This is a genomic window from Terrisphaera buseokensis, from assembly GCF_047521145.2.
Taxonomy (GTDB): Bacteria; Verrucomicrobiota; Verrucomicrobiia; order Opitutales; family Opitutaceae; genus ER46.
In genome coordinates, this window is sequence record NZ_CM134186.1 from 1585899 (window position 1) to 1606934 (window position 21036).

Sequence of the window (21036 nt, forward strand, 5' to 3'; positions counted from 1 at the left end):
CGTTCAATTCCTTTTCCTGCCTGATGACCGTTCGCCGCACATTCTCCGTCGTCACCGCCTGCCTGGCGGTGCTCGCCGGTGCTGGCTGCAGTGATCGCGATCGTCCGCCGCTGCCGGCTGAAACGGACGAGCCGTTCTACGTCCAGGGCAAACAGCTCGTGAAACAGGGCCGCAACCCGGAGGCGTTGACCGCCTTCCTGAAAGTGATCGATCGGCGCGGCGAGCGCGGGGCCGCCGAGTCCCACCTCGAGGCGGGCGTCATTTACCTCAATCACACGAAGGACCCGGTCGAGGCGTATCACCATTTTCGGAAGTACCTCGCGCTGCAGCCGAACTCCAAGGAGGCGGTGAAAGTAAGCGGCATGGTCGCGGCCGCCCGGCGTGAGTTCGCGGCGTCGCTGCCGACCCGCCCGCTCGAGGATCAGTCGCTCAAGATGCAGGCCGAGGAATCGCTCACGCGGCTGCAGCGGGAAAACGAGGAATTGCGCGCCCAGATCGCGACGCTCCGGGGCGGGGGTGCGACCCAGCTCGGGCGTTCGGCGCCGATGATTTCGCTGCCGGACGAAACGCAGCCGCGCACGGCACCCCCACCCGTGGCGCCCGTGGTCGAAGCGGGTGCGCCCGCGTCCTCGGGGCGGGAAACGCCGACTCCCGGCACCCGTCCCGCGACCGCAGCGACCGCGCCCCGGCCCGTGCCGGTCTCGCCGCGCGCCACAGCTCCGACGCCACCGCCGGCGACCAAGCCGCCGACGCCCGCGGCGACACCTGGACGCGGCGGCCGCGCGTATACCGTCAAGCAGAGCGACGGGCTCTACGCCATCGCGCGTCAATTCGATCCTGCCAATCCGAAGAAGAAGCTGGCCGAGATTCTGGAGGCGAATCCGGATACCTTGAATCGCGGGATGGCGACGCCGCTGAAGCCGGGGATGGTCTTGCGGATTCCCTGACGCTGATCGCCGATGCCGCGCACCTCGCAACGCACGTCGGTGTTCACCGAGTCGCTGATCCGGGAAATGTCCCGGGTGGCCGCGCGGCACGGCGCGATCAATCTCGCGCAGGGTTTTCCAGACTGGGATCCGCCGGCCGCGCTCGTGCAGGCGGCCAAGGATGCGATGGACGTGCACCGGCATCAGTACGCGGTGACGTGGGGCTCGGCCGAGTTGCGGACCGCGCTGGGCGCGAAGCTCACGCGTTTCATGGGCGTGCCGGTCGACGTGGAACGGGAACTCGTCGTGACCTGCGGGGCCACCGAGGCGATGATGGTGGCGATGATGACCGTGTGCGACCCGGGCGATCGGGTGGGGTTGTTCTCGCCGTTTTACGAAAACTACAGTGCGGACGCAATTCTCACTGGGGCGCAACCGGTGCATGTGCCGCTGCACCCGCCGCACTACCATTTTGATCCGGCGGAGTTGCGCCGGGCGTTCGCGAGCGGGCTGAAGGCCTTCGTGCTCTGCAATCCCTCGAATCCCTGTGGTCGCGTGTTCACGCGCGAGGAGTTGCTGCAGATCGCGGCGCTCGCGGAGGAATTCGATGTGTGGATTCTCACCGACGAGGTGTACGAGCACATCGTGTTCGCGCCGCACCGGCACACGTATTTCGCGACACTGCCCGGCATGGCGCAGCGCACGCTGATGTGTTCGTCGCTGTCGAAGACGTTTTCGATCACCGGCTGGCGGCTCGGTTACGTGCACGCCGCGCCCCAGGTGATTGCGCAGGCGCGGAAGGTGCACGACTTCCTCACGGTCGGAGCGGCGGCGCCGCTGCAGCACGCGGTGGTCACGGCGCTGAATTTTCCGCCGTCGTACTACGACGAGCTGTGCGCGGAGTACACAGCGTCGCGCGACGTACTACTGAGTTATCTCGACCGCACCGGCTTGAACTACACCCGGCCCGAGGGCGCGTACTTCGTCATGGTCGACATCTCGGCTTTTGGCTACGCGAGCGACGTGGAGTTCGCCCACTGGATGACGCGTGAAATCGGTGTCGCTCCCGTGCCGGGCTCGAGTTTCTTTGCGCCGGGCGAGAACCGCTACATCCGGCTCAATTTCGCAAAAAAGCCGGCCACGTTACACGCGGCCGGCGAGCGGTTGTTGAAATTGCGGCGGTAAAAGCCGGGTTTGTTACTCCTGGGACCGCGACCGCCCCCGGTCGCTGCCCGAGGAATGCGACCGGGGGCGGTCGCGGTCCCAATGCGGATCCCGCCAACCGTTATCGCCTCCTCAGTGCTTCGACGCCTCCTCGGTGTGCGCGTTGGCCATCATCAGCTTGTCGGTCCACGCGAGCGCGATGGCGGAAAAGACGAAGACGACGTGGATCGCAATCTGCCACATCACATCGGAATCCTTGTACGTCGTGCTCGGCAGGCGCACTTCGATGAACGTCTTCAGCAGGTGAATCGACGAGATGCTGATGAGCGCCGTGGCGAGCTTCACCTTGAGGGCGCCGGCGTTGACGTGACTCAGCCATTCCGGCTGGTCGTCGTGGTCGTCCAAGTTCAGGCGGGAGACGAAGGTCTCGTAGCCACCGATGATCACCATGATGAGCAGATTGGCGATCATCACGACGTCGATCAGCGCCAGCACGCTCAGCATGATGACGGTGCTGAGGTCGGGATCGCCTTTGGAGAGCGTGACGTAACCCGTCGCGACGCCCAGCAGATGCCAGAGTTCGACAAAGAATTGGTAGACGTAGATCGCCTGGGCGACGATCAGTCCGATGTAGAGCGGGGCTTGGAGCCAGCGGCTGGCGAAGATCGTGCGCTCAAGGAGCGTTTCGATGAAACTATCGGGACGGCGCATGGTGGGTGTGAAGTGGAGAGCCGGCACACATCACCGGCCGAACCCCGCGGCGCAAGAAAAACGTGGAGGGGAGAGAAGAGTTGTTGGCTGAGCGTCGCTAGTTGAGTCACCGATGCAGCGCCTTCCCCGACGTAGCGCCCGAAGGTGCATTGGAGACGGTTCGGTTCTCTCAACCCTCAGCTCTCAACCCTCAACCCTGACCGCCGCCGTCAGCCCGTCTGCCCAACCGCCCCGATCGCCCCGTCGAGCACCGCCAGAATGAAGTCGGCGTCGGCCTGCGTAATGCACATCGGCGGGGCAAAGCGGATCGTCTGACCCCAGAGCCCGCCCTTGCCGAGCAGGAGCCCAAGTTCGCGCGCGTTCTCCACGGCCTGCGCACACTCCTCCTTGCCCGGCTGCTTGGTGGTGCGGTCCTTCACGAACTCGATGCCGAGCATCAGGCCCTTCCCGCGTACGTCGCCGATCACCTTGTGCCTGGCCTTCAGCTTTTCGAGGCCCGCCAGGATGTAGTCGCCGATCTTCAGGGCGTTCGCCTGCAGGTTCTCCTTTTCGATCACCTCCAGCACGGCCTTGCCGATGGCGCTGACGATGGGGTTGCCGCCGAAGGTGTTGAAGTGAACCTTCTGGGTCATCACCGCGGCGATCTTCGCCGTCGTGACCACCGCCGCGAGCGGTGCGCCGTTGCCGATGCCCTTCGCCATCGTGACGATGTCGGGGATCACGCCCTGCGTCTCGAAGCCCCAGAAATGCGTGCCGGTGCGGCCGAAGCCGGTTTGGACTTCGTCGGCAATGCACACGCCGCCCGCGGCCCGCACGTGCTCGTACGCATGTTTCAAATACCCCTGGGGAAACTCCACGAAGCCGCCCACGCCCTGGATGGACTCGGCGATGAAGCCCGCGACCTTGCCCGGCGTGGCGTAGTCGATGAGGTTCTTCACGTCGTCGGCGTACTTGCGGCCCGCCTCCGGATCGTCGTAGCCGAAGTGTCCGCGATACGGATACGGCGCGACGGCGTGGTGCACGCCGAACGAGTGGGGCACGTTGAACTTCCAGTTGCTGTGCGCGGTGACGCCCATGCCGCTGGCGTTGCCGCCGTGGTAGGCGTTGCGCAGCGCAATCAGATCGTAGTTCCCGGTGTAGAGCCGCGCCATCATCAGCGCGAGGTCGTTGGCCTCGGAGCCGGAGTTCACAAAGTAACAGACCTTGAGGTCGCCCGGCATCTTCGACGCCAGTTTTTCCGCGTATTCCGCGATCCGCGGCTGGAGATAGATCGTCGTCGAGTGCTGCAGGGTCTTGCTCTGCTCGGTCATGGCCGCGAGGACGTGCGGGTGACAGTGACCGACGCTCACGGTCACGATGCCGCCGAGGCCGTCGAGGTAGCGTTTGCCGGTCTCATCCCAGACGTACTGCATCTTTCCCTCCACGATCATGATCGGCTTCTTGTAGTAGAGGAACAGACCGGGGTTCAGGTACTGCTTGCGCAACGCGAGCACCTGCTCGGCGGAAGGCCCGGTGTAGGGCTGCGGCTGATGCGACGTGGACGGGAGCGGAATGGCCTTCATGGAATGAGAGTGGTTTTAGACAGAATGGACCGAATGCACAGAATAGAATTCCGGGAGATCTCGGCGGGCGTGTCCTGGTTTCGTGCGCGGTCCGCCACGTGCGCGCTCGCGGGCGCGGTCAAGCCACGCCCCTACACGTGCAAGAAAATCGAGTGCACGCACGCAGTCATCCATTTGGTCTATTCTGTTCATTCTGTCCAAACCCGTGGATTTAGGAATTGGGTGCGAACTTGCGCAGGAGCAGGTAGACGACAAACGCCACCGCGAAGCCGATGAACCAGGCGTAGTGATAGAGCGAGAGCAGGAAGGGCGGGACGTGCGCACCGTCGATGAACTTCACGGTGGCCAGGAAGCCGGGGAGACTGGGCAGAATGCCGGCGACCAGCGCGACGATGGCGACGACGCTGAAGCCCTTGCGGTACGAGTATTCACCTTCGGGATTGAAGAGGCCGAGCACGTTGAGCCACCGGCGGCGAACGACGAAATAATCCGCGATCATGATGCCGCCGATGGGGCCGAGCAGGCCGCTGTACGCGATGAGCCAGACGAAGATGTAGCCGTTGGGATCGGCCACGAGTTTCCATGGCATCATCAGGATGCCGACGAAGCCGGTGATATAGCCGCCGACGCGAAACGAAATTTTCTTGGGTGCGAGATGCGCGAAGTCGTTGGCCGGCGAGACGACGTTGGCCGCGATGTTGGTTGCGAGCGTCGCGATGCACAGCGCCACCATCGCGACCACGAGCAAGACCGGATTCTTGAAACGCGTCAGGACATCGACGGGATCCCAGATCGTCTGGCCGTAGATGATCGTCGTGGCCGACGTGACGGCGACACCGATGAACGCGTACAGCGCCATCGTGGTCGGCAGGCCCACGATCTGGCCGATGACCTGATCGCGTTGCGATTTCGCGTAGCGGGAGAAGTCGGGGATGTTCAGCGAAAGCGTCGCCCAAAAGCCGATCATGCCAGTGAGCGCCGGAAAGAAGAACGACCAGAACTGTCCGGCCTTCGGCTGGCCGGGGTCGAACGCGGACGGTTGCGAAAGGATCGGACCGAAACCGCCGGCGGCATCGTACGCCCAGTAGAGGAGCAGGAGACCGAGTGCGATGAGCAGCGGTGCCTTGAGGTTGAGCAGCGCGCGGATCGTTTCGATGCCGCGATAAATCACCCACATGTTGATCGCCCAGAAGAAGAGAAAACAGACGAACTGTGCGCCGGTGATGCCAAGCAGGTTGTCGGTCGAACCCGAGGCCAGACCCGGCCAGAACACGGCGAGAATCTTGTAGATCGCGTTGCCGCCAATCCACGCCTGGATGCCAAACCAGCCGCAGGCGACGAATGCGCGCAGCAGCGCGGGAATATTGGCGCCGACGGTGCCGAACGACGCGCGACAAAAAACCGGAAACGGAATGCCATACTTGGTGCCGGCGTGGGCGTTCAGGATCATCGGCACGACGACGATGAGATTGCCCAGGAAGATCGTGAGGATCGCCTGCCACCAGTTCATGCCGCCGCCGATCAGCGACGACGCGAGCATGTAGGTCGGGATGCACGCCGACATCGAGATCCACAGCGCCGCGAAACTGAGCAGCCCCCACTTGCGTCCGCTCACCGGCACCGGTGCAAGGTCGGCGTTGTAGAGGGAGGAATGCTCGATGACGGACAGATCCAACTCAACGTCGGGTGCGTTCTGGCGAAGGCCGGGCTCGGAGGTCATTTTTCTAAAGTGGTTTCCTCAACGAACCTTTTGCAGGACCCAAGCGGGTGGCCCACGGAACACACGGAATACACGGAAGGACCCGGCGGGTATATTTCCGTGTATTCCGTGTGTTCCGTGGGCACCTCTCCATTCGTGAGGTCCGCACGTGGAGATTTTCTCACGATCAGAAATGACTGGGCTGGCGTTGCAGGAACTGGCCGCGTCCCGTCGTGCCCGTGAAGCGGCCGTCGCGGGCGGCGATCTGGCCGCGAACGGTGACAACGCTCGCGCGGCCCAGCAGCGGCCAGCCTTCGAAGGCGCTGTAATCGACGTTCATGTGCTGGGTGCTGGCGGAAATCACGCCGCGATAATCCGGATCGAAGACCACGAGGTCGGCGTCTGCGCCGGGCTGGATCGCGCCCTTGCGTGGAAAGAGATCGAACTGCTTCGCGACCGCGGTGCTGCCGACGTTGACCATCGTGTGCAGGTCGATCTTCCCGGTCTTCACGCCATAGGTGTAGAGCAGATTCACGCGTTCCTCGAGGGACGGAATCCCATTCGGGATCTTCGTGAAGTCATCGCGCCCCATCGGTTTTTGCTGCGCAAAATCGAACGGCGCGTGATCCGTCGCCACGGTCTGAATGAGCCCGTCGCGCAGTCCGTTCCACAGCACGTCCTGGTTGCGAGCATCGCGCAGCGGCGGCGACATCACGTATTTCGCGCCCTCGAAGCCCGGGCGTTCCGCGTACGTCTTGTCCAGCGTGAGGTACTGGATGAGGGTTTCGATGCCGACGCGCACGCCGCGCTGGCGGGCGGCGATGGCCTGATCGAGGGCCTCCTTGCAACTGAGATGGACGATGTACGTCGCCGCGCCGGTAAGTTCGGCAAACGTCAGCAGATGGTGCACGCCCTCCGCTTCGACGAGCGGGGGCCGGCTGGTGTGATGCTGGCCGGGGTCGGTCTTGCCGGCGGCCAGCAGTTCCTTGCAGCGTTCGGCCACGAGTGTCTCGTTCTCGCAATGCGCGGTGACGACCACGCCGAGTTCCTTGGCGAGGGAGAGCGTCCGGTAGAGTTCCGTGTCGTCGATGCCGAATGCGCCTTTGTAGGCCAGGAAGATTTTGAACGAGCTGATGCCGCGTTTCACGATCGTACGCAGGTGTGCGTCGGTCGTGGCGTCGAACTTGGTCACGCCCATGTGAAACGAAAAGTCGCACGCTGATTTTCCCACGGCCTGCGCCATCCACAGATCAAAGGCGGCGAGGGCGTCGTCCTTGCGGGCGGGGCAGCACATTTCGATCAGTGTGGTCGTGCCGCCGACCAGCGCGGCGCGGCTGCCGGTTTCGTAGGTGTCCTTGGAGAACGTGCCCATGAAAGGCAGGTAGATGTGGACGTGCGGATCGATGAAGCCGGGGAAAACGTATTTGCCGGCGGCGTCGATGACCTCGGTGCCGGCGGGCGCGGACAGATTGCGATCGATGCGAGTGATCGTGTCGCCCTCGCAGAAGATATCGGCGATGTAACGGGAGTCGGCGGTGATGATCTCGCCGTTTTTGATCAGGAGACTCATGGGTTTGAATTTAACCACAAAGACACGAAGACACAGAGAAGACCGAGGACGGCAGATTTCTTGAGGTGGAACACCTCTCCGTGTGCCACGCGACGAATGCCGTTCTTGAGCACGGGAACATTGAAATTAATCAGCAACCCGAGGGGGCGACGCTCGAGTTTCAGATAAGTGAGCAGTTGCGCGTGGTGCAGAGGCTGCAACTCAGTGACCGCCTTGAGTTCAAGGATGAGCTCTCCCTCGACGACAAAATCCAGCCGGTAGTTGCAGGGCAGCAGCACGTGCTTGTAGTGCACCGGACACTCGCGTTGGCGCTCGAAGTGAATGCCTGCCTTAGTCAACTCGTAGGCCAGAGCTTCTTCATAAACTGACTCCAACAGGCCGGGGCCGAGCTCGCGATGCACCTCCAAGCAGAGCCCAATGACACGATAGCTCAGCGTGTTCAGTCTCTCACTTTGTGTCTCTGTGTCTTCGTGGTTGTTCATGGATTGAAACCACAAAGACACAGAGGCACAGAGGTCAGAATTCAGACTCCGATGAATTTCGGGTACGGCAATCACGTTGAGTCTGGCCACAGGTTGAGGACGATCACGGATGCGGGGGGATGGGCGGCATTTCGCCGCGGGAGAGTTTGTCCTGGTAGTTGCTCCACGTCATCGCTGCCTGGCCGTTTTCGATCCGGGTCATCGTGATGCAGTCGTCGACGGGACACACGAGCGAACAGAGATTGCACCCGACGCAGTCTTCCTCGCGCACCTTTGGCACCGGCTTGTGCGGGACGCGGCCGGGGCCCAGGCCGACGCCGAGTTCGTCGGGAGACTTCAAGTCGATGCACTGATGCGCGCCGTCCTCGCAGGCGATGTAGCAGAGGTTGCAGCCGATGCACTTTGCATAATCGATCCGCGCGACGCGCTGCCAGTGGAGATCGAGGTTTTCCCATTTTTGCAACGTCGGCACGGAGCGTCCGATCAGCTGCTGAACCGAGGTCATGCCTTTCGCATCGAGATAGGCGCTGAGCCCGTCGATCATATCTTCCACAATCCGAAAGCCGTGGTGCATGATCGCCGTGCACACCTGCAGGCTGGTCGAGCCGAGCGCGAGGAACTCGGCGGCGTCGCGCCAGGTGGCGATGCCGCCGATGCCTGAGATCGGCAATCGTACTTCGGGATCGGCCGCGCAGGCCTGCACCATGTTGAGCGCGATCGGCTTCACCGCCGGTCCGCAATAGCCGCCGTGCGAACTGAACCCGGCGACGGTCGGTTCCGGGACGAACGTATCCAGATTTACGTTCGTGATCGAGTTGATGGTGTTGATCAGCGAGATGGCGTTGGCGCCGCCGCGCCGGGCCGCACGGGCGGCGGCGGTGATGTCGGTGATGTTGGGCGTGAGCTTCACGATCACCGGGATGGTCGCGGCCTCCATCACCCAGCTCGTGATCTTTTCGGCCACGGCAGGTTGCTGCCCGACGGCGGAACCCATGCCGCGTTCGCACATGCCGTGCGGGCAGCCGTAGTTGAGCTCGATGCCGTCCGCACCCGCATCGGCGGAGCGCTTCACGAATTCATGCCAGCGTTCGCGCGTGTCGACCATCAGCGACGCGATCACCGCATGCTTCGGCCAGCGTTTCTTGACCTCGGCAATCTCGCGGAAGTTCGTCTCGGGCGAACGATCGCTGATCAGCTCAATGTTGTTGAACCCGATCATCCGCTGCTGGCCATGATTCAACGCGGAGTAGCGCGACGCGACGTTGATGATCGGATCGCCGATGGTTTTCCAGACCACGCCGCCCCAGCCGGCTTCGAACGCGCGGTGGGCCTGATAGCCCGTGTTCGCGGGCGGGCCCGACGCAACCCAAAACGGGTTGGGGGACTGGATGCCGGCGAGGTTGGTGGACAGATCGGCCATGGCTGGGGCAGGGGAGGGGTGGCAGGAGACGGGAGACTGGAGGCAGGTGACGGGAGACAGCGGACAGGAGACGGTTTTTTTACTGCGGATGGCGCGGATGGGTTTGGCTCTTGGCCATGGTGTCCATGAAATCCGCGGTCACTGGGATGGGGAGGATCGGGCGAGCGCTTCCTCCAACTCATGCGCCCGGATCGGTGTGAGCAGACCGGAGCCGGACGCGCCCTGTTTCGCGCCGAGGCGCGAGGGTTGCACGGGGAGCGGCACGGTTTCCCGCGTGAGAAACGCATGGATCGCGTGGGCGGATTTCTTGCCTTCGCCGACGGCGTTGACGACTTCACGGCCGCCGTTGGCGCAATCCCCGCCGGCGAAGACGTGCGGGAGATTCGTCGCGCCGGTGAGCGGATCGCGTTGCACGACGCCCCGGGCGTCGACGTTCAGCGAGGGGAACAGCGACCGAATCATCGCGGCTTGCTTCTCCTGGCCCACGGCTTTCAACACGAGATCGCACGGTTCGATCCATTCCGTGCCCGGAATCATTTCAACGGTGTCGCCGACGAGCCGCGTGCGGATGAGCTTGAGGCCCGAGACGTGGCCGTGGGTGGCGACGATCTCGATCGGCGCGGCGTGAAACAGGAAGTGCGCGCCGTCGTCCTTGGCGTGTTCGTACTCGAAATCGTAGGCCGACATCTCCGGCTCGCCGCGGCGGTAGACGATGAACGCACGCTCGGCGCCGAGTCGTTTGGATTGCGTGACCGCGTCGATGGCGGTGTTCCCGGCACCGATCACGGCAACGCGCCGACCGATGGGAATCGAGTCGAGCGGTTCCGTGTGCAGGCGAGAAATGAACTCCAGCGCGTCGACCACTTCCGGCAGGGTTTCGCCCGGTATCCGAAGTTTGGTGGCAGCGCCCAGACCCACCGCGACAAAGATCGCGGCAAACTCCCCGGCGAGCTGCGCCACGGTGAGGTCCCGGCCAATCGTCACGCCGCACCGAAACTCGACGCCGAGCGACTTGACCAGCTCGACCTCGGCGAGGCTCACGCGCGGCTGCATCTTGTAGTACGCGATGCCGTAGGTGTTCAGTCCGCCGGCCTGCGCCTGCTTCTCGAAGATGGTCACCGGATGCCCCAGCCGCGCGAGCTCAGCCGCACAACCGAGTCCCGCGGGTCCGGCGCCGATGACCGCGACCTTCCTGCCGTTTTGGAGTGTCGGGCGGGTCAGCACCGAAATCGCGCGCTGCTCCACGTAGTCGGTGGCGTAGCGTTGCAGCCGGCCGATCTGAATCGGCTGCTCGTCGCGATCGTCCAGCACGCACGCGCCTTCGCAGAGAACCTGCGTCGGACAGACCCGCGCGCACGAGGCGCCGAGGATGTTCGCGGTGAGAATCGTGCGGGCTGCGCCGACCGGATTGCCGGAGGCGATCTTCTTGATGAAGGCCGGCACATCGATTCCCGTCGGGCACGCCATGATGCAGGGGGCGTCGAAGCAGAACAGGCAGCGACTCGCCTCGACGACCGCCTCCTGCGGCCGGAGCGGCGGCTTCAACTCGGCCATGTTGGCTGCGATCGCGGCGGCGGGGAGCAACGGTTGGAGGGACATCGAATGAGGGACTCAGCCGGAATCGTGCAATTGAACGGTGGGAGTTGAAAGTTGAGAGGTGAGAGTTGAAAACAACAGACCCGGTGCCGGAGCGTTGGGACTTTCAACCTTCACTGTTCAACTGAGTGGATCGGCTCAAGCAGGTAGCGTGCGCGGTCGACTGCAAATTGCGTGGAAAACGGGGGCGGAACAGCGACGTTTGCCTGTTGAAGGTGGCGCGGCCTGGCGTAGTTTCCAAGCTGCAAACCGCTCCCGATGCCCCTCCTCGATCCGAAACGCACCGTGGCCGAACTCAAGGAACTGCGCGCGCTCACCGGGGATGAAAACGGCGCGCAGCGCGTCGCGTTCACGGAAAAGTGGCTCACCGCCCGCGCGTGGCTGCGGGGGAAATTGCAGGGTTTGCCGGTGGAGATCGCGCCGGACGAAGCCGGAAATCTGTGGGCGACCCTCCGTGGCCGATCGAAACGCACGCTCATCATCGGCGGGCACCTGGACTCCGTGCCGAACGGCGGCTGGCTCGACGGCTGCCTCAATGTGATGGCCGGCGTCGAAATCCTGCGTCGGATCCACGCCCAGTATCGCGGTCGGCCGCCAGTGACGGTCCGCCTGGTGGATTGGGCCGACGAAGAAGGTGCGCGCTTCGGGAAGAGTCTCTTCGGCTCCTCGGCTTGCTCGGGTTCGCTCGCCATGGACGAGGCACGCGGCCTGAAGGATCGCGACGGCATCACGCTGCCGCAGGCATTGCAGAATGTTGGAATCACCTTTGACGAAGTTAAAGGCTGCGGCCGTGAGCTCGCCCACGCTGGGGCGTACCTCGAACTGCACATCGAACAGGGCCCGGTCCTGCTCGACCGCAATCTGCCGCTAGGCGCGGTGCTCGGCACGTTCGGCGTGGAGCGGCATGCGATCACGTTTCACGGCCAGGCGGCGCACTCGGGCAGCACGCCGATGAACCGACGCAAGGACGCGTTCCTTGCGGCCGCAAAGATGTCGGCGGAGATCTATCGCATCGCCGAGCGTAGCGGGGAAGGCGTCTGCACGATCGGGTCCTGCACCACGAAGCCCGGGATCGTGACCAGCGTGGTGGCGGAGTGCCGGATTACGCTCGATCAGCGTCACCTCGATGCGGCCGCGCTCGCGCGCATGCTGGCGGAAGCCCGCGGGGCGAGTGAGCTTTTCGCGCGGGAGGGCGGCGTCGGCGTGACTTGGGAACGTCTGTGGCAGATTGAGCCACGGCCGTTTCATCCCGAGCTTATCGCGCTCTGTGAGGCCGCGATCCAGGAAACGGTGGGTGTCTCACACCGCCTGCCGTCCGGGCCGTTGCACGATGCGGCGGAGATGTGCGGTGCCGGCGTGCCGACCGTGATGATGTTCGTGCAGAGCCTGCACGGCATCAGCCATAACAAGATTGAGGATACGAAGGAGGAGCACCTCGAGCAGTGCGTGGTGGCCTTCGATCGGCTCGCCGAGAAGACGATGGCCTGGATCGCGGCGTGCGAAGAAAAATCACCGGGCGTTTAAACCACAAAGGCACGAAGACACAAAGAACCGGTCTGCCCTTTGTGCCTCTGTGCCTTTGTGGTTCAATTCCTAGTCCTGCAGCTTCACCGGCCGGCCCGGCCGCGCGTCGGTCAGCTGTCCCGCGCGGATCACCGGCACGCCGTTCACGATCACGTCGCTGAAACCGACGGCGTAGTGGTGTGGATCATTGAAGGTCGAGGGATCGGACACTTTCTCCGGATCGAAAATCACCACATCGGCCACGAAGCCGGGTTTGAGTTCGCCGCGATTCTTGAGGTGAAACGTCCGCGCGGGCAGCGATGACATTTTCCGCACCGCGTCCTCGAGTGAGATGACTTTCTGCTCGCGCACGTAGCGGGCCAGGACGCGGGCGTTGTTGCCGTAGCCGCGCGGGTGCGGAACGGCTTCGCCGAAACGTCGGATGCCGGAATCCGAGGCGACCATGGTGTAAGGCTGCGCGAGAAACTTCACCAAGTCCGGTTCGCTCATGCCGTGGAACACACCCTGGGCACCGCCGCGGGATTCAATTTCCAAGATCGTCTCGATCTGATCGTCGAGCGTATCGGCGCCGCGAAGAATTTTCGCCGCCTGCGGAATGGTTTTACCGTTGAGCCGCTTGTCAGCCTTGAAGCTGGCGACGACGGCATACGTGTAGTCGCCGCGTTTGCCCTTCGCGATCGAGCCCTTCATCTCTGCGACCATTTTCGCTTTCGTCGCGGGATCGGCCAGGCGCTCCCGAAAACGCTTCGCGCCGCCCTCGCGAAAGTCGGCGTCGATCAGCGTGCCGATGCCGGTGCTTGAAGCCGTGTACGCGTACTGGTCATGCGTCACGCGCAGACCTTCGGCGCGCGCCTTGTCGAGATAGGCGATCACCTCGTCGGCGCGACCCCAGGCGGCCGGGCCGGAAAGTTTCAAATGCGAAACCTCGGCGGGAATCTTCGCCTCGCGGGCAATCGTCGTGAGCTCGTCGAGGGCGTTGAAGATGCCCGTGCTCTCGCTGCGCATATGGCTCGCGTAGATGCCGCCGTGGCTCGAAGCGACCTTCGCGAGGGCCACGATCTCTTCGGTCTTGGCAAACGTGCCTGGGAGATAAATCAGGCCCGTGCTCAACCCGACCGCGCCGTCCTTCATCGCTTGGTCGACGAGCCCGCGCATTTTCTCGAGTTCGGCGTCAGTCGGCGGGCGGGCGAAACTCCCGCCCATGACCTGGCCGCGGACCGTGTTGTGGCCGATGAGGGTTGCGACGTTCAGCGCCACGCCTGTCTTCGTGATGCTCGAGAAAAACTCGCCGACGTTCAGCTTGGAGCCGCCGCAGTTGCCGGTGACGATCGTCGTCACGCCCATGCGAATGAAATTTTCACCGACGGGCAGCTCCGCGACGTCCTCCGAGTGCGTATGGACGTCGATGAATCCCGGCGCGACGACCTGACCGCGGGCGTCGATTTCGGTGCGGCCGGCGCCGGCGACTTTGCCCACCGCGACGATTTTCCCCGCCTGTATGGCGACGTCGCCGTTCATCGCGGGGGCACCGGTGCCGTCGACCACGCGACCGTGACGGATGACGACGTCATATTCGGGAGCGCGACTCGACGGGGCCGGGCCCGTGCAGGCGGACAGGAAAGTGAGAACTGCAACGGTGAGGAAGGGGAGAAGCGAGCGGTGCATCGGAAAAGCGGTTGCGCAGAAGGTGAGACGCAATCCGTCGCGGACGCAAAGGTTGATCACACCGCCGCTCCCGTTGTGGCCACGAGCGCCAGTGAGTGGATGCAGTGGCACGCGCTGTCGCTCGTAGTCGCGGGCCAGCGTGGGCTGCGGTGCTCGCAACTTAGCCGTTTACCGCCGCGGACGCAGCTTGGAGAGTCGCCGCAGTGGCAATTCACTTTTCAGCTTCGACGGGGAACGCGCACTGGCCGGCGGGCCTGTATCACGTCCGCGGGCTGATGAGCGTGCCCCACGTGCTCGTCGATGCCGACGGGGTGGTGTTGCTGGATACCGGACTGCCGGGCGACGGGAAACGCATCCGGCGCGTGATGGCCCGGGTGGGCGTGGGGCCGCGCGACGTGCGCGCGATCGTGCTCACGCACGGCCATCTCGATCACGCGGGCAGTCTGGCGGAGTTGAAGGCGTGGACCGGCGCTCCGGTGTACGGGCATCCGCTGGAACAATGTCACGTGGACGGCCGGTTTCCCTACACGGGCATGGCGCGCGTGTGTGGTGCGCTCGAAGCGATGGGGCGGACGGTGATGTCGTATCGGCCGGGTGTGATCGACGTGCCGATCGCAGACGCCGAACTCCTGCCGTTCTGGGGCGGATTGCGGGTGGTACACCTGCCCGGACACACCTTGGGGCACTGCGGTTTCTACAGCGTACGGCACGATCTGCTTTTCAGTGGGGACCTGTGGACGCGCTTTCTGATGCGGACGCAGGTGTCGCCACCGATTTTCACGGCAGCGCCGGAACTGATCCGACCCAGCCTGCGCAAGGCCCGGGCGATTGGCGCACGTTGGATGGTGCCCGGGCACTATGATATCCCCGATGCGACGCGGCTGCGACGGCGGTTCGAGGAGCTGTGCGAGGTCGTGTTGCGGCCGAGGGAACGAAACGTGATCTAGCTGATTTTCTTGCCCGTCGGACCCGATCCAAGTGGCCCACGGAACACACGGAATACACGGAAGGGAACCTCTGAACTTCCGTGTATTTAGTGTGTTCCGTGGGCCACTTTGCTTGCGTTGTCTCGGCTCGCGCCGCGCTTGCCAAGGCCCACGCCCGCCGGCATTCACGCCTCTACGGTTATGGGCATGCTCAACGTTTTTCAGCGTCTCTCCCAGGCTCCCACCAATCCGCACGCGGCGGCGCCGGCGCGCACCTTTGACATCGCTGACCTTTACCGTGGGCCGGTCGCCGCGGGTGCAGACGCGGCCGCGCCCGCCTCGGCCGCGCCGCTGGACGAGAAACTGCGGCAGGCGTACTTCTGGATCGTCAACAGCGCGATCATCAGCCCGCACTACGATATTGAATACAACGATGTGCCGCCGCAGCTGTTCACCCTCGGTGACAGCAAGAGCCGGCTCACGCTGCCGTCGGCCCAGAGTTACTCGAGCTACGTGCTGCTGCCGATTCTGACCTTTGCGACGCGGCGCAAATGTCTCTTCGTCGGCGGCCCGGGTCGCGGCAAGACCGCAAGCGCGCTGCTCATGGGCGTGATTGCCGGCTATCCGGTCCGCGAGGTGCGTCGCGCGATGCAGCACGGGCATCCGCAGATGACGATCGCCGACCTGCTGGGAAATCCGCTCCCGGCGGATCTCGTGCAGGCGCAGAAGATCGAGGACATTCGCATCTCCTGGCGGAAATGGCTCGGGATGCGCGTGAAGATCATCGACGAGTACAACCGCATTCCGACGCGCACGCAGAGCGCGCTGCTCACGGTGATGGGCGACAACTACGCCGAGATCCTCAATCACATCTACGAGTGTCCGGAATCAGCCTGGTTTCTGACTGCGAACGACGACCGGGGCGGCGGCACCTACCAGGTGATCGAGGCGCTGCGCGATCGCATCGACGTGATCGTCCAGGCCCTCGCGTTCAATCCGCGCTTCCTGCAGGAACTGCTCGTCCGCATTGAGGAAAACGTGCGGCCGGAGGACGTCGTGCCGCGCCAGATCATCTTCACGGAGGCCGAGGTCGATCGGATGCAGGAGGAGATTCGTGCCGTGACGATTCCCGAGGAGGTCCGGCGCCGTCTCGAGTTCTTTACCAGCCAGTTCGAGTTCTGCGAAGTGGCGGGTGATCAGTTCGAATACAAGACGAAGGATACCGCGCGCCTGGCCGGCGCGGACTGGCGCGCGCTCACCGCGCAGGAGACCGGCCGCGACCGGCTCAAGGACATCGGCTGTCAGACGACGAACGGCATCTCCGTCCGCGCCATGATGACGCTGATGATTTTCGCCAAGGCGCTGGCGTACTTTCGCGGCAATCGCGCGGTGGAGTTGGATGATCTCCGCCAGGTGCTGCCGTTTGTGCTGCACGAGAAACTCGTGGCCGACCCGGAGGCGCCGTTTTTCGATGCGCCGGGCCACGCGGCGTTTCGCACCGACCGCATTGGCTGGCTGCGGAAACTTTTCGATCTCGCCTGCGCCGACTACGACCGGCTCAACCTCGATCGGGACGATCCGGTGGCGGCGCTGGGCGCCGAATTCGGTCGCGGCCTCGACGGGGTTTCAGAGGCGGACACGCGGTCGCGGCTGGCGAAGATCGAGCGGCTCATCACCGAGTGGGCCAAGGGCCGGAAGCTGTACGGCCACCTCTACGACGATGTGCTGCGGCTGAAGTATCTGCACCAGCGTTACACGAACTACCTGCGCTGGCTGAAGACAAAGTGAGGCGCGGCAGTTCGGCCGCTCATACGGGATGAACCACGAAGTCACAAAGGCACAAAGGTGAAAGTTTCCGGAGCAAGACTTCTCTGGAATACGTTCGAGGCCGGGCCTCTGTGGCCTCCGCGCCTTGGTGGTTCTATCAGGTTTGGCAAAATCAGGGAGCCATGATCAGCCCCGTCTTCGCGCAAATTCTTCGATCCGGACGCGAGCACTTCAACGGCCGCTTCATGGCGGCGCGGCGCGTGCAGGCCGACCTGAACGGCGAGACGTTCACGGCCTTTCTCGCCGAGGCCGTGGATCCGTTGGTGCAGGCCGTCGAGCGGGTCGAGCCGGGACGCGCGGCGGATGTCGCGATGGTCGCCTATGATCTCGCGCTCGATCTCCTCGCGCAGCGGATCATCGGCCACGGCGAACGCGGAACGTTCATCGAAGCGGGCTGGCGGCGGCTGCTTCCGGGCGTCGCGCGGGGAGTGGCGGCAAATCCGGAACGCCTGATCGGCGCGACCACCAATGCGCTCCACCTGCTGGGTTCGACCCCTGGCGCGCGACCGGCGCAGTGGCTCGATCTCATGGAGCGCCTCTCGCCCGCCTGTGCGGACGACCCGGAGGTATGGCTGAAGCTGGGACAGGTGGCGGCGTGGCGTTCGGGACTGGCGCATTTCCGCGAGCCGGCGCTGGCGCTGGCCGACGCGCTCCCGGAGGGCGTGGCGCTCGAACTGGTGGACGCGCCGCCGGGCGTCGGCTGGTCCGGGGTGAAGGCGCGGCTGCACGCGAGTCCGTGGTTCGATCCGGCGCAGCGGCATGACGACGCTTCGGCACTGCGGGTGGCGGCGCAGGCCGGCGCGTTTCGCGGCTTCGGTGGTTTCTTTCCGGAGCCACCGCGCGTGGTGGCCCAGGGCGATCACTTCTTTGTTTCCAGCGGCGCCGAGGGCTGGATGCTCGCGGCCGATGCGTTCGGGGCGACGTTTCATCGCGCCAAGCCGGAAGAGCGACCGGTGGCGCCGGCGCTGACGGAGTTGCCGGGACGACTGCGCGTGACCGGCGTCCGACTTGAGTTCGACGGTCGCGAAGTCGTGGTGCCTGATCTGGGCGCGCCGAGTAGCGTGGCGGTGAACGCCACCACGCTCGCGATTACCTCGTTGCTGACCCATCGCGTGGTGTTGATCGCCCTGCCGCAGCGATGAAATCCAACCCCGCGAAACTCGAGCGCGTGCGCGAGCGCTGGGAGGCGGCGTGGCCGGCGGCGCTGGCGGCGTGGAGCAAGTTCACGCGCCTGCGGCTGCCGCGGCTGTGCCTGACGCCGGATGAGGCGACGGACGAGGGGCTCACGGGCAGCTTCGCGATGATCCGCCTGGTCGATCAGGCGATCGTGGTCAGCCTGCCGTCGGTGGTGCAATCAGGGATCGAGGATTACGCGGTCGAGGTGCTGGCCCATGAAATCGGGCATCACGTGCTCGCGCCGGCGACACTGACCGACCACGCGCGCACGCTGGCGCGCATGCGGCGCGGCCTGCCCACCGTGGAGAACCAGGCGCCGATGGTGGCGAACCTTTACACCGATCTGCTGATCAACGATCGCCTGCAGCGCGGCGCCGGGCTGCGCATCGCGGATATCTATCGCGCGATCGCGCGCGAGGGGGGAGGCGGCGCGGTGTGGACGCTTTATATCCGCATCTACGAAATCATGTGGGGTCTCGAACGCGGCTCGCTCGGCGGCGGAGCCACCAACGACCAACTCGAGGGCGATGCGGTGGTCGGCGCGCGGCTCGTGCGGAGCTTCGCACGGGACTGGCTCGACGGCGCGGGCCGGTTTGCGTCGCTCCTGCTGCCCTACCTCCTGCAGGATCAAAAGTCGCAGAAACTGATCGCGCGCCTGCTCGACACCGGCAACGCCGGCAAGGGCGGCGATCCGGCAGGGTTGACCGAGGTCGATGCGAATGAGGCGGACGGCGTCGTGCATCCGGCGGAGGATCCGGAGATGTCTGGCGAGGCCAGCGAGACGAACGAAAGCAGCCCGGCGCCCGGGCGGCGTGACAGACCGGTGGATACGGCGAGGAATGTCGGGTCCCACGGCCAGGCGCGCGAGCCGTTTCAGTACGGCGAGATCCTGCGCGCGTCGGGCGTCGACTTGAGCGATCACGAGGCGGCCGTGCGCTACTATCGCGAACGCGCCCGGCCGCAGCTGGTGCCGTTTCCCACGCGTAGCGCACCGCAGGCGACCGATCCGCTCCCGGAGGGACTCGAGCCATGGGATATTGGCGACGCGCCCGATGCCGCTGACTGGATTCAATCGGTGCTGCAAAGCCCGCACGTCATTCCGGGAGTGACCACCGTGCAGCGCGTGTGGGGCACCAGCGAAGGCGCGGAGCCGGAGCGGGAGCCGATTGATCTCGATCTCTATGTCGATTGTTCGGGCTCGATGCCGAACCCCCAGCGGCTCGTGTCGTACCTCACGCTCGCGGGTGCCATCCTGTGCCTCTCGGCGCTGCGCGCCGGGGCGCGGGTGCAGGCGACGCTCTGGAGTGGCAAACACGAGGTCACCAGCACGCCCGGTTTCGTGCGCGAAGAGGTCGCGATCCTGCGCGTGCTGACGGGATACTTTGGCGGCGGCACCGCGTTTCCCATTCATGTCCTGCGGGACACCTACGCTGGGCGCACGCGCAGTGATCGTGCCGTGCACGTCCTCGTGATCTCGGATGACGGCGTGACGACGATGTTCGATCGCGACGAGCGCGGAAACAGCGGTTGGGACGTGGCGGCGATGGCGCTGGGGCAGGCGCGCGGCGGCGGGACGCTGGTGCTCAATCTTCCGGAAAATTGGTCCGCGGTGACGACCGCCGGGCATGCCTATGCCCGCATCGCGCAGGCCCGCGACGAAATGGGGTGGAACGTGCACGCCGTGAGCTCGTGGCCGGATCTGGTGAAGTTTGCCCGCGACTTCAGCCGCCGGAAATTCGGTGACCTGGACGGCGAGCGGGAGCGCGGGCAGATTGTCCGCCAGGCGGCGACCCATGCGGGCGGGACATCAGCGCGGCCATGATTGTCGTCTGGCGCATCACGCAGCACTGCAATCTGAGCTGCCCGTTCTGCAGCTTCGATCGCACGCGCGACGTGCCCCGCGTCGAGGCAGACCTGGCGACGGTGCTCAACTTTGGCGCGGTGCTGGCAGCGTATCAGCACGAGACGGACGATCGCGTGCTCGTGAGCTGGATCGGAGGCGAACCGCTGCTCTGGCGACACTGGCAGGAGGCGACGCGGCGGCTGGTCGGCGAACTGGGATTGCGGGTGAGTGCGACGACGAACGGCACTGCACTCGAATCGGGCAACGTCCGGGCGTTCGTGGTGGACCACTTCTCCGAACTCACCGTCAGCGTGGATGCGTTGGGAACCCAGCACGACGTGCTTCGCGGCTGGTCCGGTGGTTTTGCCGCGCTCGAACGCATCGTGCCCGCATTGGCTCGGCTCAAACGCGAGCGCGGGGCGGGACCGCTGCTGCGGATCAACGCCGTGCTGATGCGTGACAACCTCGCCGGTTTCGCCGCGCTCTGCCAGCGGGTGGCGGAGTGGGGCGTGCAAGAGATCTCATTCAATCAACTCGGCGGACGCGATCGGCCGGAATACTTTCCTTCGCACCGGCTGCGCCCGGAGGACGTGGCGGAGTTCGCTGCGCGCCTGCCCGAGCTGCGTGCGTCGCTTGCGGAGCGCGGCGTGCGCCTCGTGGGCGGCGACGGTTACCTGGAACGGATGCGGGCGTCGGCCGCGGGCGAAGCGCGGGCGGTGCCCGACTGCCGGCCGGGCCAAACGTTTCTCTTCATCGATGAGCAAGGTCGCACGGCGCCGTGCAACTACACGGCCGAACAGATTGGCGTCCCGTTGAGTGAGCTCGGCACCACGGAGGCGATGCAGTGGCTGCCGGCACGCCTGGCGACGGCGCGAAAACGCTGCCGGCCGGCTGCGTGCGAGGATTGCCATAGCACCCAGGTCTGGGAGAAGTTCGCCCGCTGAC

Annotated in this window: 16 protein-coding genes; 8 read left to right on the forward strand and 8 right to left on the reverse strand. The window is 64.8% G+C overall.

Annotation, left to right across the window (positions count from 1 at the left end):
- Window positions 1–23: 23 nt before the first annotated feature.
- Both ACLJEU_RS05765 and ACLJEU_RS05770 read left to right on the forward strand, forming a co-directional pair.
- On the forward strand, window positions 24–947 hold the full coding sequence (locus tag ACLJEU_RS05765; RefSeq protein WP_414660516.1) for a LysM peptidoglycan-binding domain-containing protein: 924 nt from the start codon (window positions 24–26) through the stop codon (window positions 945–947).
- Window positions 948–959: 12 nt separating this feature from the next.
- Window positions 960–2111 carry a pyridoxal phosphate-dependent aminotransferase gene (locus tag ACLJEU_RS05770; protein WP_414660515.1) on the forward strand — a complete coding sequence of 384 codons (1152 nt, stop codon included), beginning with the start codon at window positions 960–962 and terminating at the stop codon, window positions 2109–2111.
- A gap of 111 nt (window positions 2112–2222) precedes the next feature.
- Here the strand turns inward: ACLJEU_RS05770 and ACLJEU_RS05775 are convergent, their stop codons facing one another.
- The 7 genes from ACLJEU_RS05775 to ACLJEU_RS05805 all read right to left on the reverse strand — a co-directional run bounded on the left by ACLJEU_RS05775 (window position 2223) and on the right by ACLJEU_RS05805 (window position 11133).
- A complete protein-coding gene (locus tag ACLJEU_RS05775; protein WP_414660514.1) occupies window positions 2223–2801 on the reverse strand; it encodes a TIGR00645 family protein in 579 nt (192 codons plus the stop codon).
- A 209-nt stretch (window positions 2802–3010) separates the two neighbouring features.
- Window positions 3011–4363 (reverse strand): aspartate aminotransferase family protein, encoded by a 1353-nt coding sequence (locus ACLJEU_RS05780; protein WP_414660513.1) that lies wholly within the window; start codon window positions 4361–4363, stop codon window positions 3011–3013.
- A 211-nt stretch (window positions 4364–4574) separates the two neighbouring features.
- Window positions 4575–6083 (reverse strand): NCS1 family nucleobase:cation symporter-1, encoded by a 1509-nt coding sequence (locus ACLJEU_RS05785; RefSeq protein ID WP_414660512.1) that lies wholly within the window; start codon window positions 6081–6083, stop codon window positions 4575–4577.
- Between the two features lie 166 nt (window positions 6084–6249).
- Window positions 6250–7632, reverse strand: a complete 1383-nt coding sequence (gene hydA / locus ACLJEU_RS05790) for a dihydropyrimidinase (RefSeq protein WP_414660511.1) — start codon at window positions 7630–7632, stop codon at window positions 6250–6252.
- On the reverse strand, window positions 7629–8114 hold the full coding sequence (locus ACLJEU_RS05795; RefSeq protein WP_414660510.1) for a GxxExxY protein: 486 nt from the start codon (window positions 8112–8114) through the stop codon (window positions 7629–7631). The genes hydA and ACLJEU_RS05795 overlap by 4 nt, the downstream gene beginning before the upstream one ends.
- Window positions 8115–8217: 103 nt before the next feature.
- Window positions 8218–9534, reverse strand: coding sequence for an NAD-dependent dihydropyrimidine dehydrogenase subunit PreA (gene preA / locus ACLJEU_RS05800; RefSeq protein ID WP_414660509.1), 1317 nt, complete (start codon window positions 9532–9534; stop codon window positions 8218–8220).
- Between the two features lie 138 nt (window positions 9535–9672).
- Window positions 9673–11133, reverse strand: coding sequence for an NAD(P)-dependent oxidoreductase (locus ACLJEU_RS05805; protein ID WP_414660508.1), 1461 nt, complete (start codon window positions 11131–11133; stop codon window positions 9673–9675).
- A 255-nt stretch (window positions 11134–11388) separates the two neighbouring features.
- On the opposite strand from ACLJEU_RS05805, the gene ACLJEU_RS05810 reads away from it, so the two are divergent.
- A complete protein-coding gene (locus ACLJEU_RS05810) occupies window positions 11389–12654 on the forward strand; it encodes a Zn-dependent hydrolase (RefSeq protein WP_414660507.1) in 1266 nt (421 codons plus the stop codon).
- A 69-nt stretch (window positions 12655–12723) separates the two neighbouring features.
- Here ACLJEU_RS05810 and ACLJEU_RS05815 read toward each other — a convergent pair whose 3' ends face one another.
- Window positions 12724–14319, reverse strand: a complete 1596-nt coding sequence (locus ACLJEU_RS05815; protein WP_414660506.1) for an N-acyl-D-amino-acid deacylase family protein — start codon at window positions 14317–14319, stop codon at window positions 12724–12726.
- A 275-nt stretch (window positions 14320–14594) separates the two neighbouring features.
- On the opposite strand from ACLJEU_RS05815, the gene ACLJEU_RS05820 reads away from it, so the two are divergent.
- The 5 genes from ACLJEU_RS05820 (at window position 14595) to ACLJEU_RS05840 (ending at window position 21035) form a co-directional block, all read left to right on the forward strand.
- Complete coding sequence (locus ACLJEU_RS05820; RefSeq protein WP_414660505.1) at window positions 14595–15266, forward strand: MBL fold metallo-hydrolase; 672 nt, start codon at window positions 14595–14597, stop codon at window positions 15264–15266.
- A gap of 180 nt (window positions 15267–15446) precedes the next feature.
- Entirely contained in the window at window positions 15447–17033 is a 1587-nt protein-coding gene (locus tag ACLJEU_RS05825) for an AAA family ATPase (RefSeq protein ID WP_414660504.1), read from the forward strand.
- A 161-nt stretch (window positions 17034–17194) separates the two neighbouring features.
- A complete protein-coding gene (locus ACLJEU_RS05830; RefSeq protein WP_414660503.1) occupies window positions 17195–18214 on the forward strand; it encodes a hypothetical protein in 1020 nt (339 codons plus the stop codon).
- Window positions 18211–20070 carry a VWA domain-containing protein gene (locus ACLJEU_RS05835; protein ID WP_414660502.1) on the forward strand — a complete coding sequence of 620 codons (1860 nt, stop codon included), beginning with the start codon at window positions 18211–18213 and terminating at the stop codon, window positions 20068–20070. Before ACLJEU_RS05830 ends, ACLJEU_RS05835 begins: the two co-directional genes overlap by 4 nt.
- Complete coding sequence (locus tag ACLJEU_RS05840) at window positions 20067–21035, forward strand: radical SAM protein (protein ID WP_414660501.1); 969 nt, start codon at window positions 20067–20069, stop codon at window positions 21033–21035. The genes ACLJEU_RS05835 and ACLJEU_RS05840 overlap by 4 nt, the downstream gene beginning before the upstream one ends.
- Window position 21036: the final 1 nt, after the last annotated feature.

Excerpts from the sequence above, each read along its gene's own strand:
- ACLJEU_RS05765 (WP_414660516.1), top strand. The coding sequence starts at position 24 with ATGACCGTTCGCCGCACATTCTCCGTCGTCACCGCCTGCCTGGCGGTG.
- ACLJEU_RS05770 (WP_414660515.1), top strand. The coding sequence starts at position 960 with ATGCCGCGCACCTCGCAACGCACGTCGGTGTTCACCGAGTCGCTGATC.
- ACLJEU_RS05775 (WP_414660514.1), bottom strand. The coding sequence starts at position 2,801 with ATGCGCCGTCCCGATAGTTTCATCGAAACGCTCCTTGAGCGCACGATC.
- ACLJEU_RS05780 (WP_414660513.1), bottom strand. The coding sequence starts at position 4,363 with ATGAAGGCCATTCCGCTCCCGTCCACGTCGCATCAGCCGCAGCCCTAC.
- ACLJEU_RS05785 (WP_414660512.1), bottom strand. The coding sequence starts at position 6,083 with ATGACCTCCGAGCCCGGCCTTCGCCAGAACGCACCCGACGTTGAGTTG.
- hydA (WP_414660511.1), bottom strand. The coding sequence starts at position 7,632 with ATGAGTCTCCTGATCAAAAACGGCGAGATCATCACCGCCGACTCCCGT.
- ACLJEU_RS05795 (WP_414660510.1), bottom strand. The coding sequence starts at position 8,114 with ATGAACAACCACGAAGACACAGAGACACAAAGTGAGAGACTGAACACG.
- preA (WP_414660509.1), bottom strand. The coding sequence starts at position 9,534 with ATGGCCGATCTGTCCACCAACCTCGCCGGCATCCAGTCCCCCAACCCG.
- ACLJEU_RS05805 (WP_414660508.1), bottom strand. The coding sequence starts at position 11,133 with ATGTCCCTCCAACCGTTGCTCCCCGCCGCCGCGATCGCAGCCAACATG.
- ACLJEU_RS05810 (WP_414660507.1), top strand. The coding sequence starts at position 11,389 with ATGCCCCTCCTCGATCCGAAACGCACCGTGGCCGAACTCAAGGAACTG.
- ACLJEU_RS05815 (WP_414660506.1), bottom strand. The coding sequence starts at position 14,319 with ATGCACCGCTCGCTTCTCCCCTTCCTCACCGTTGCAGTTCTCACTTTC.
- ACLJEU_RS05820 (WP_414660505.1), top strand. The coding sequence starts at position 14,595 with ATGAGCGTGCCCCACGTGCTCGTCGATGCCGACGGGGTGGTGTTGCTG.
- ACLJEU_RS05825 (WP_414660504.1), top strand. The coding sequence starts at position 15,447 with ATGGGCATGCTCAACGTTTTTCAGCGTCTCTCCCAGGCTCCCACCAAT.
- ACLJEU_RS05830 (WP_414660503.1), top strand. The coding sequence starts at position 17,195 with ATGATCAGCCCCGTCTTCGCGCAAATTCTTCGATCCGGACGCGAGCAC.
- ACLJEU_RS05835 (WP_414660502.1), top strand. The coding sequence starts at position 18,211 with ATGAAATCCAACCCCGCGAAACTCGAGCGCGTGCGCGAGCGCTGGGAG.
- ACLJEU_RS05840 (WP_414660501.1), top strand. The coding sequence starts at position 20,067 with ATGATTGTCGTCTGGCGCATCACGCAGCACTGCAATCTGAGCTGCCCG.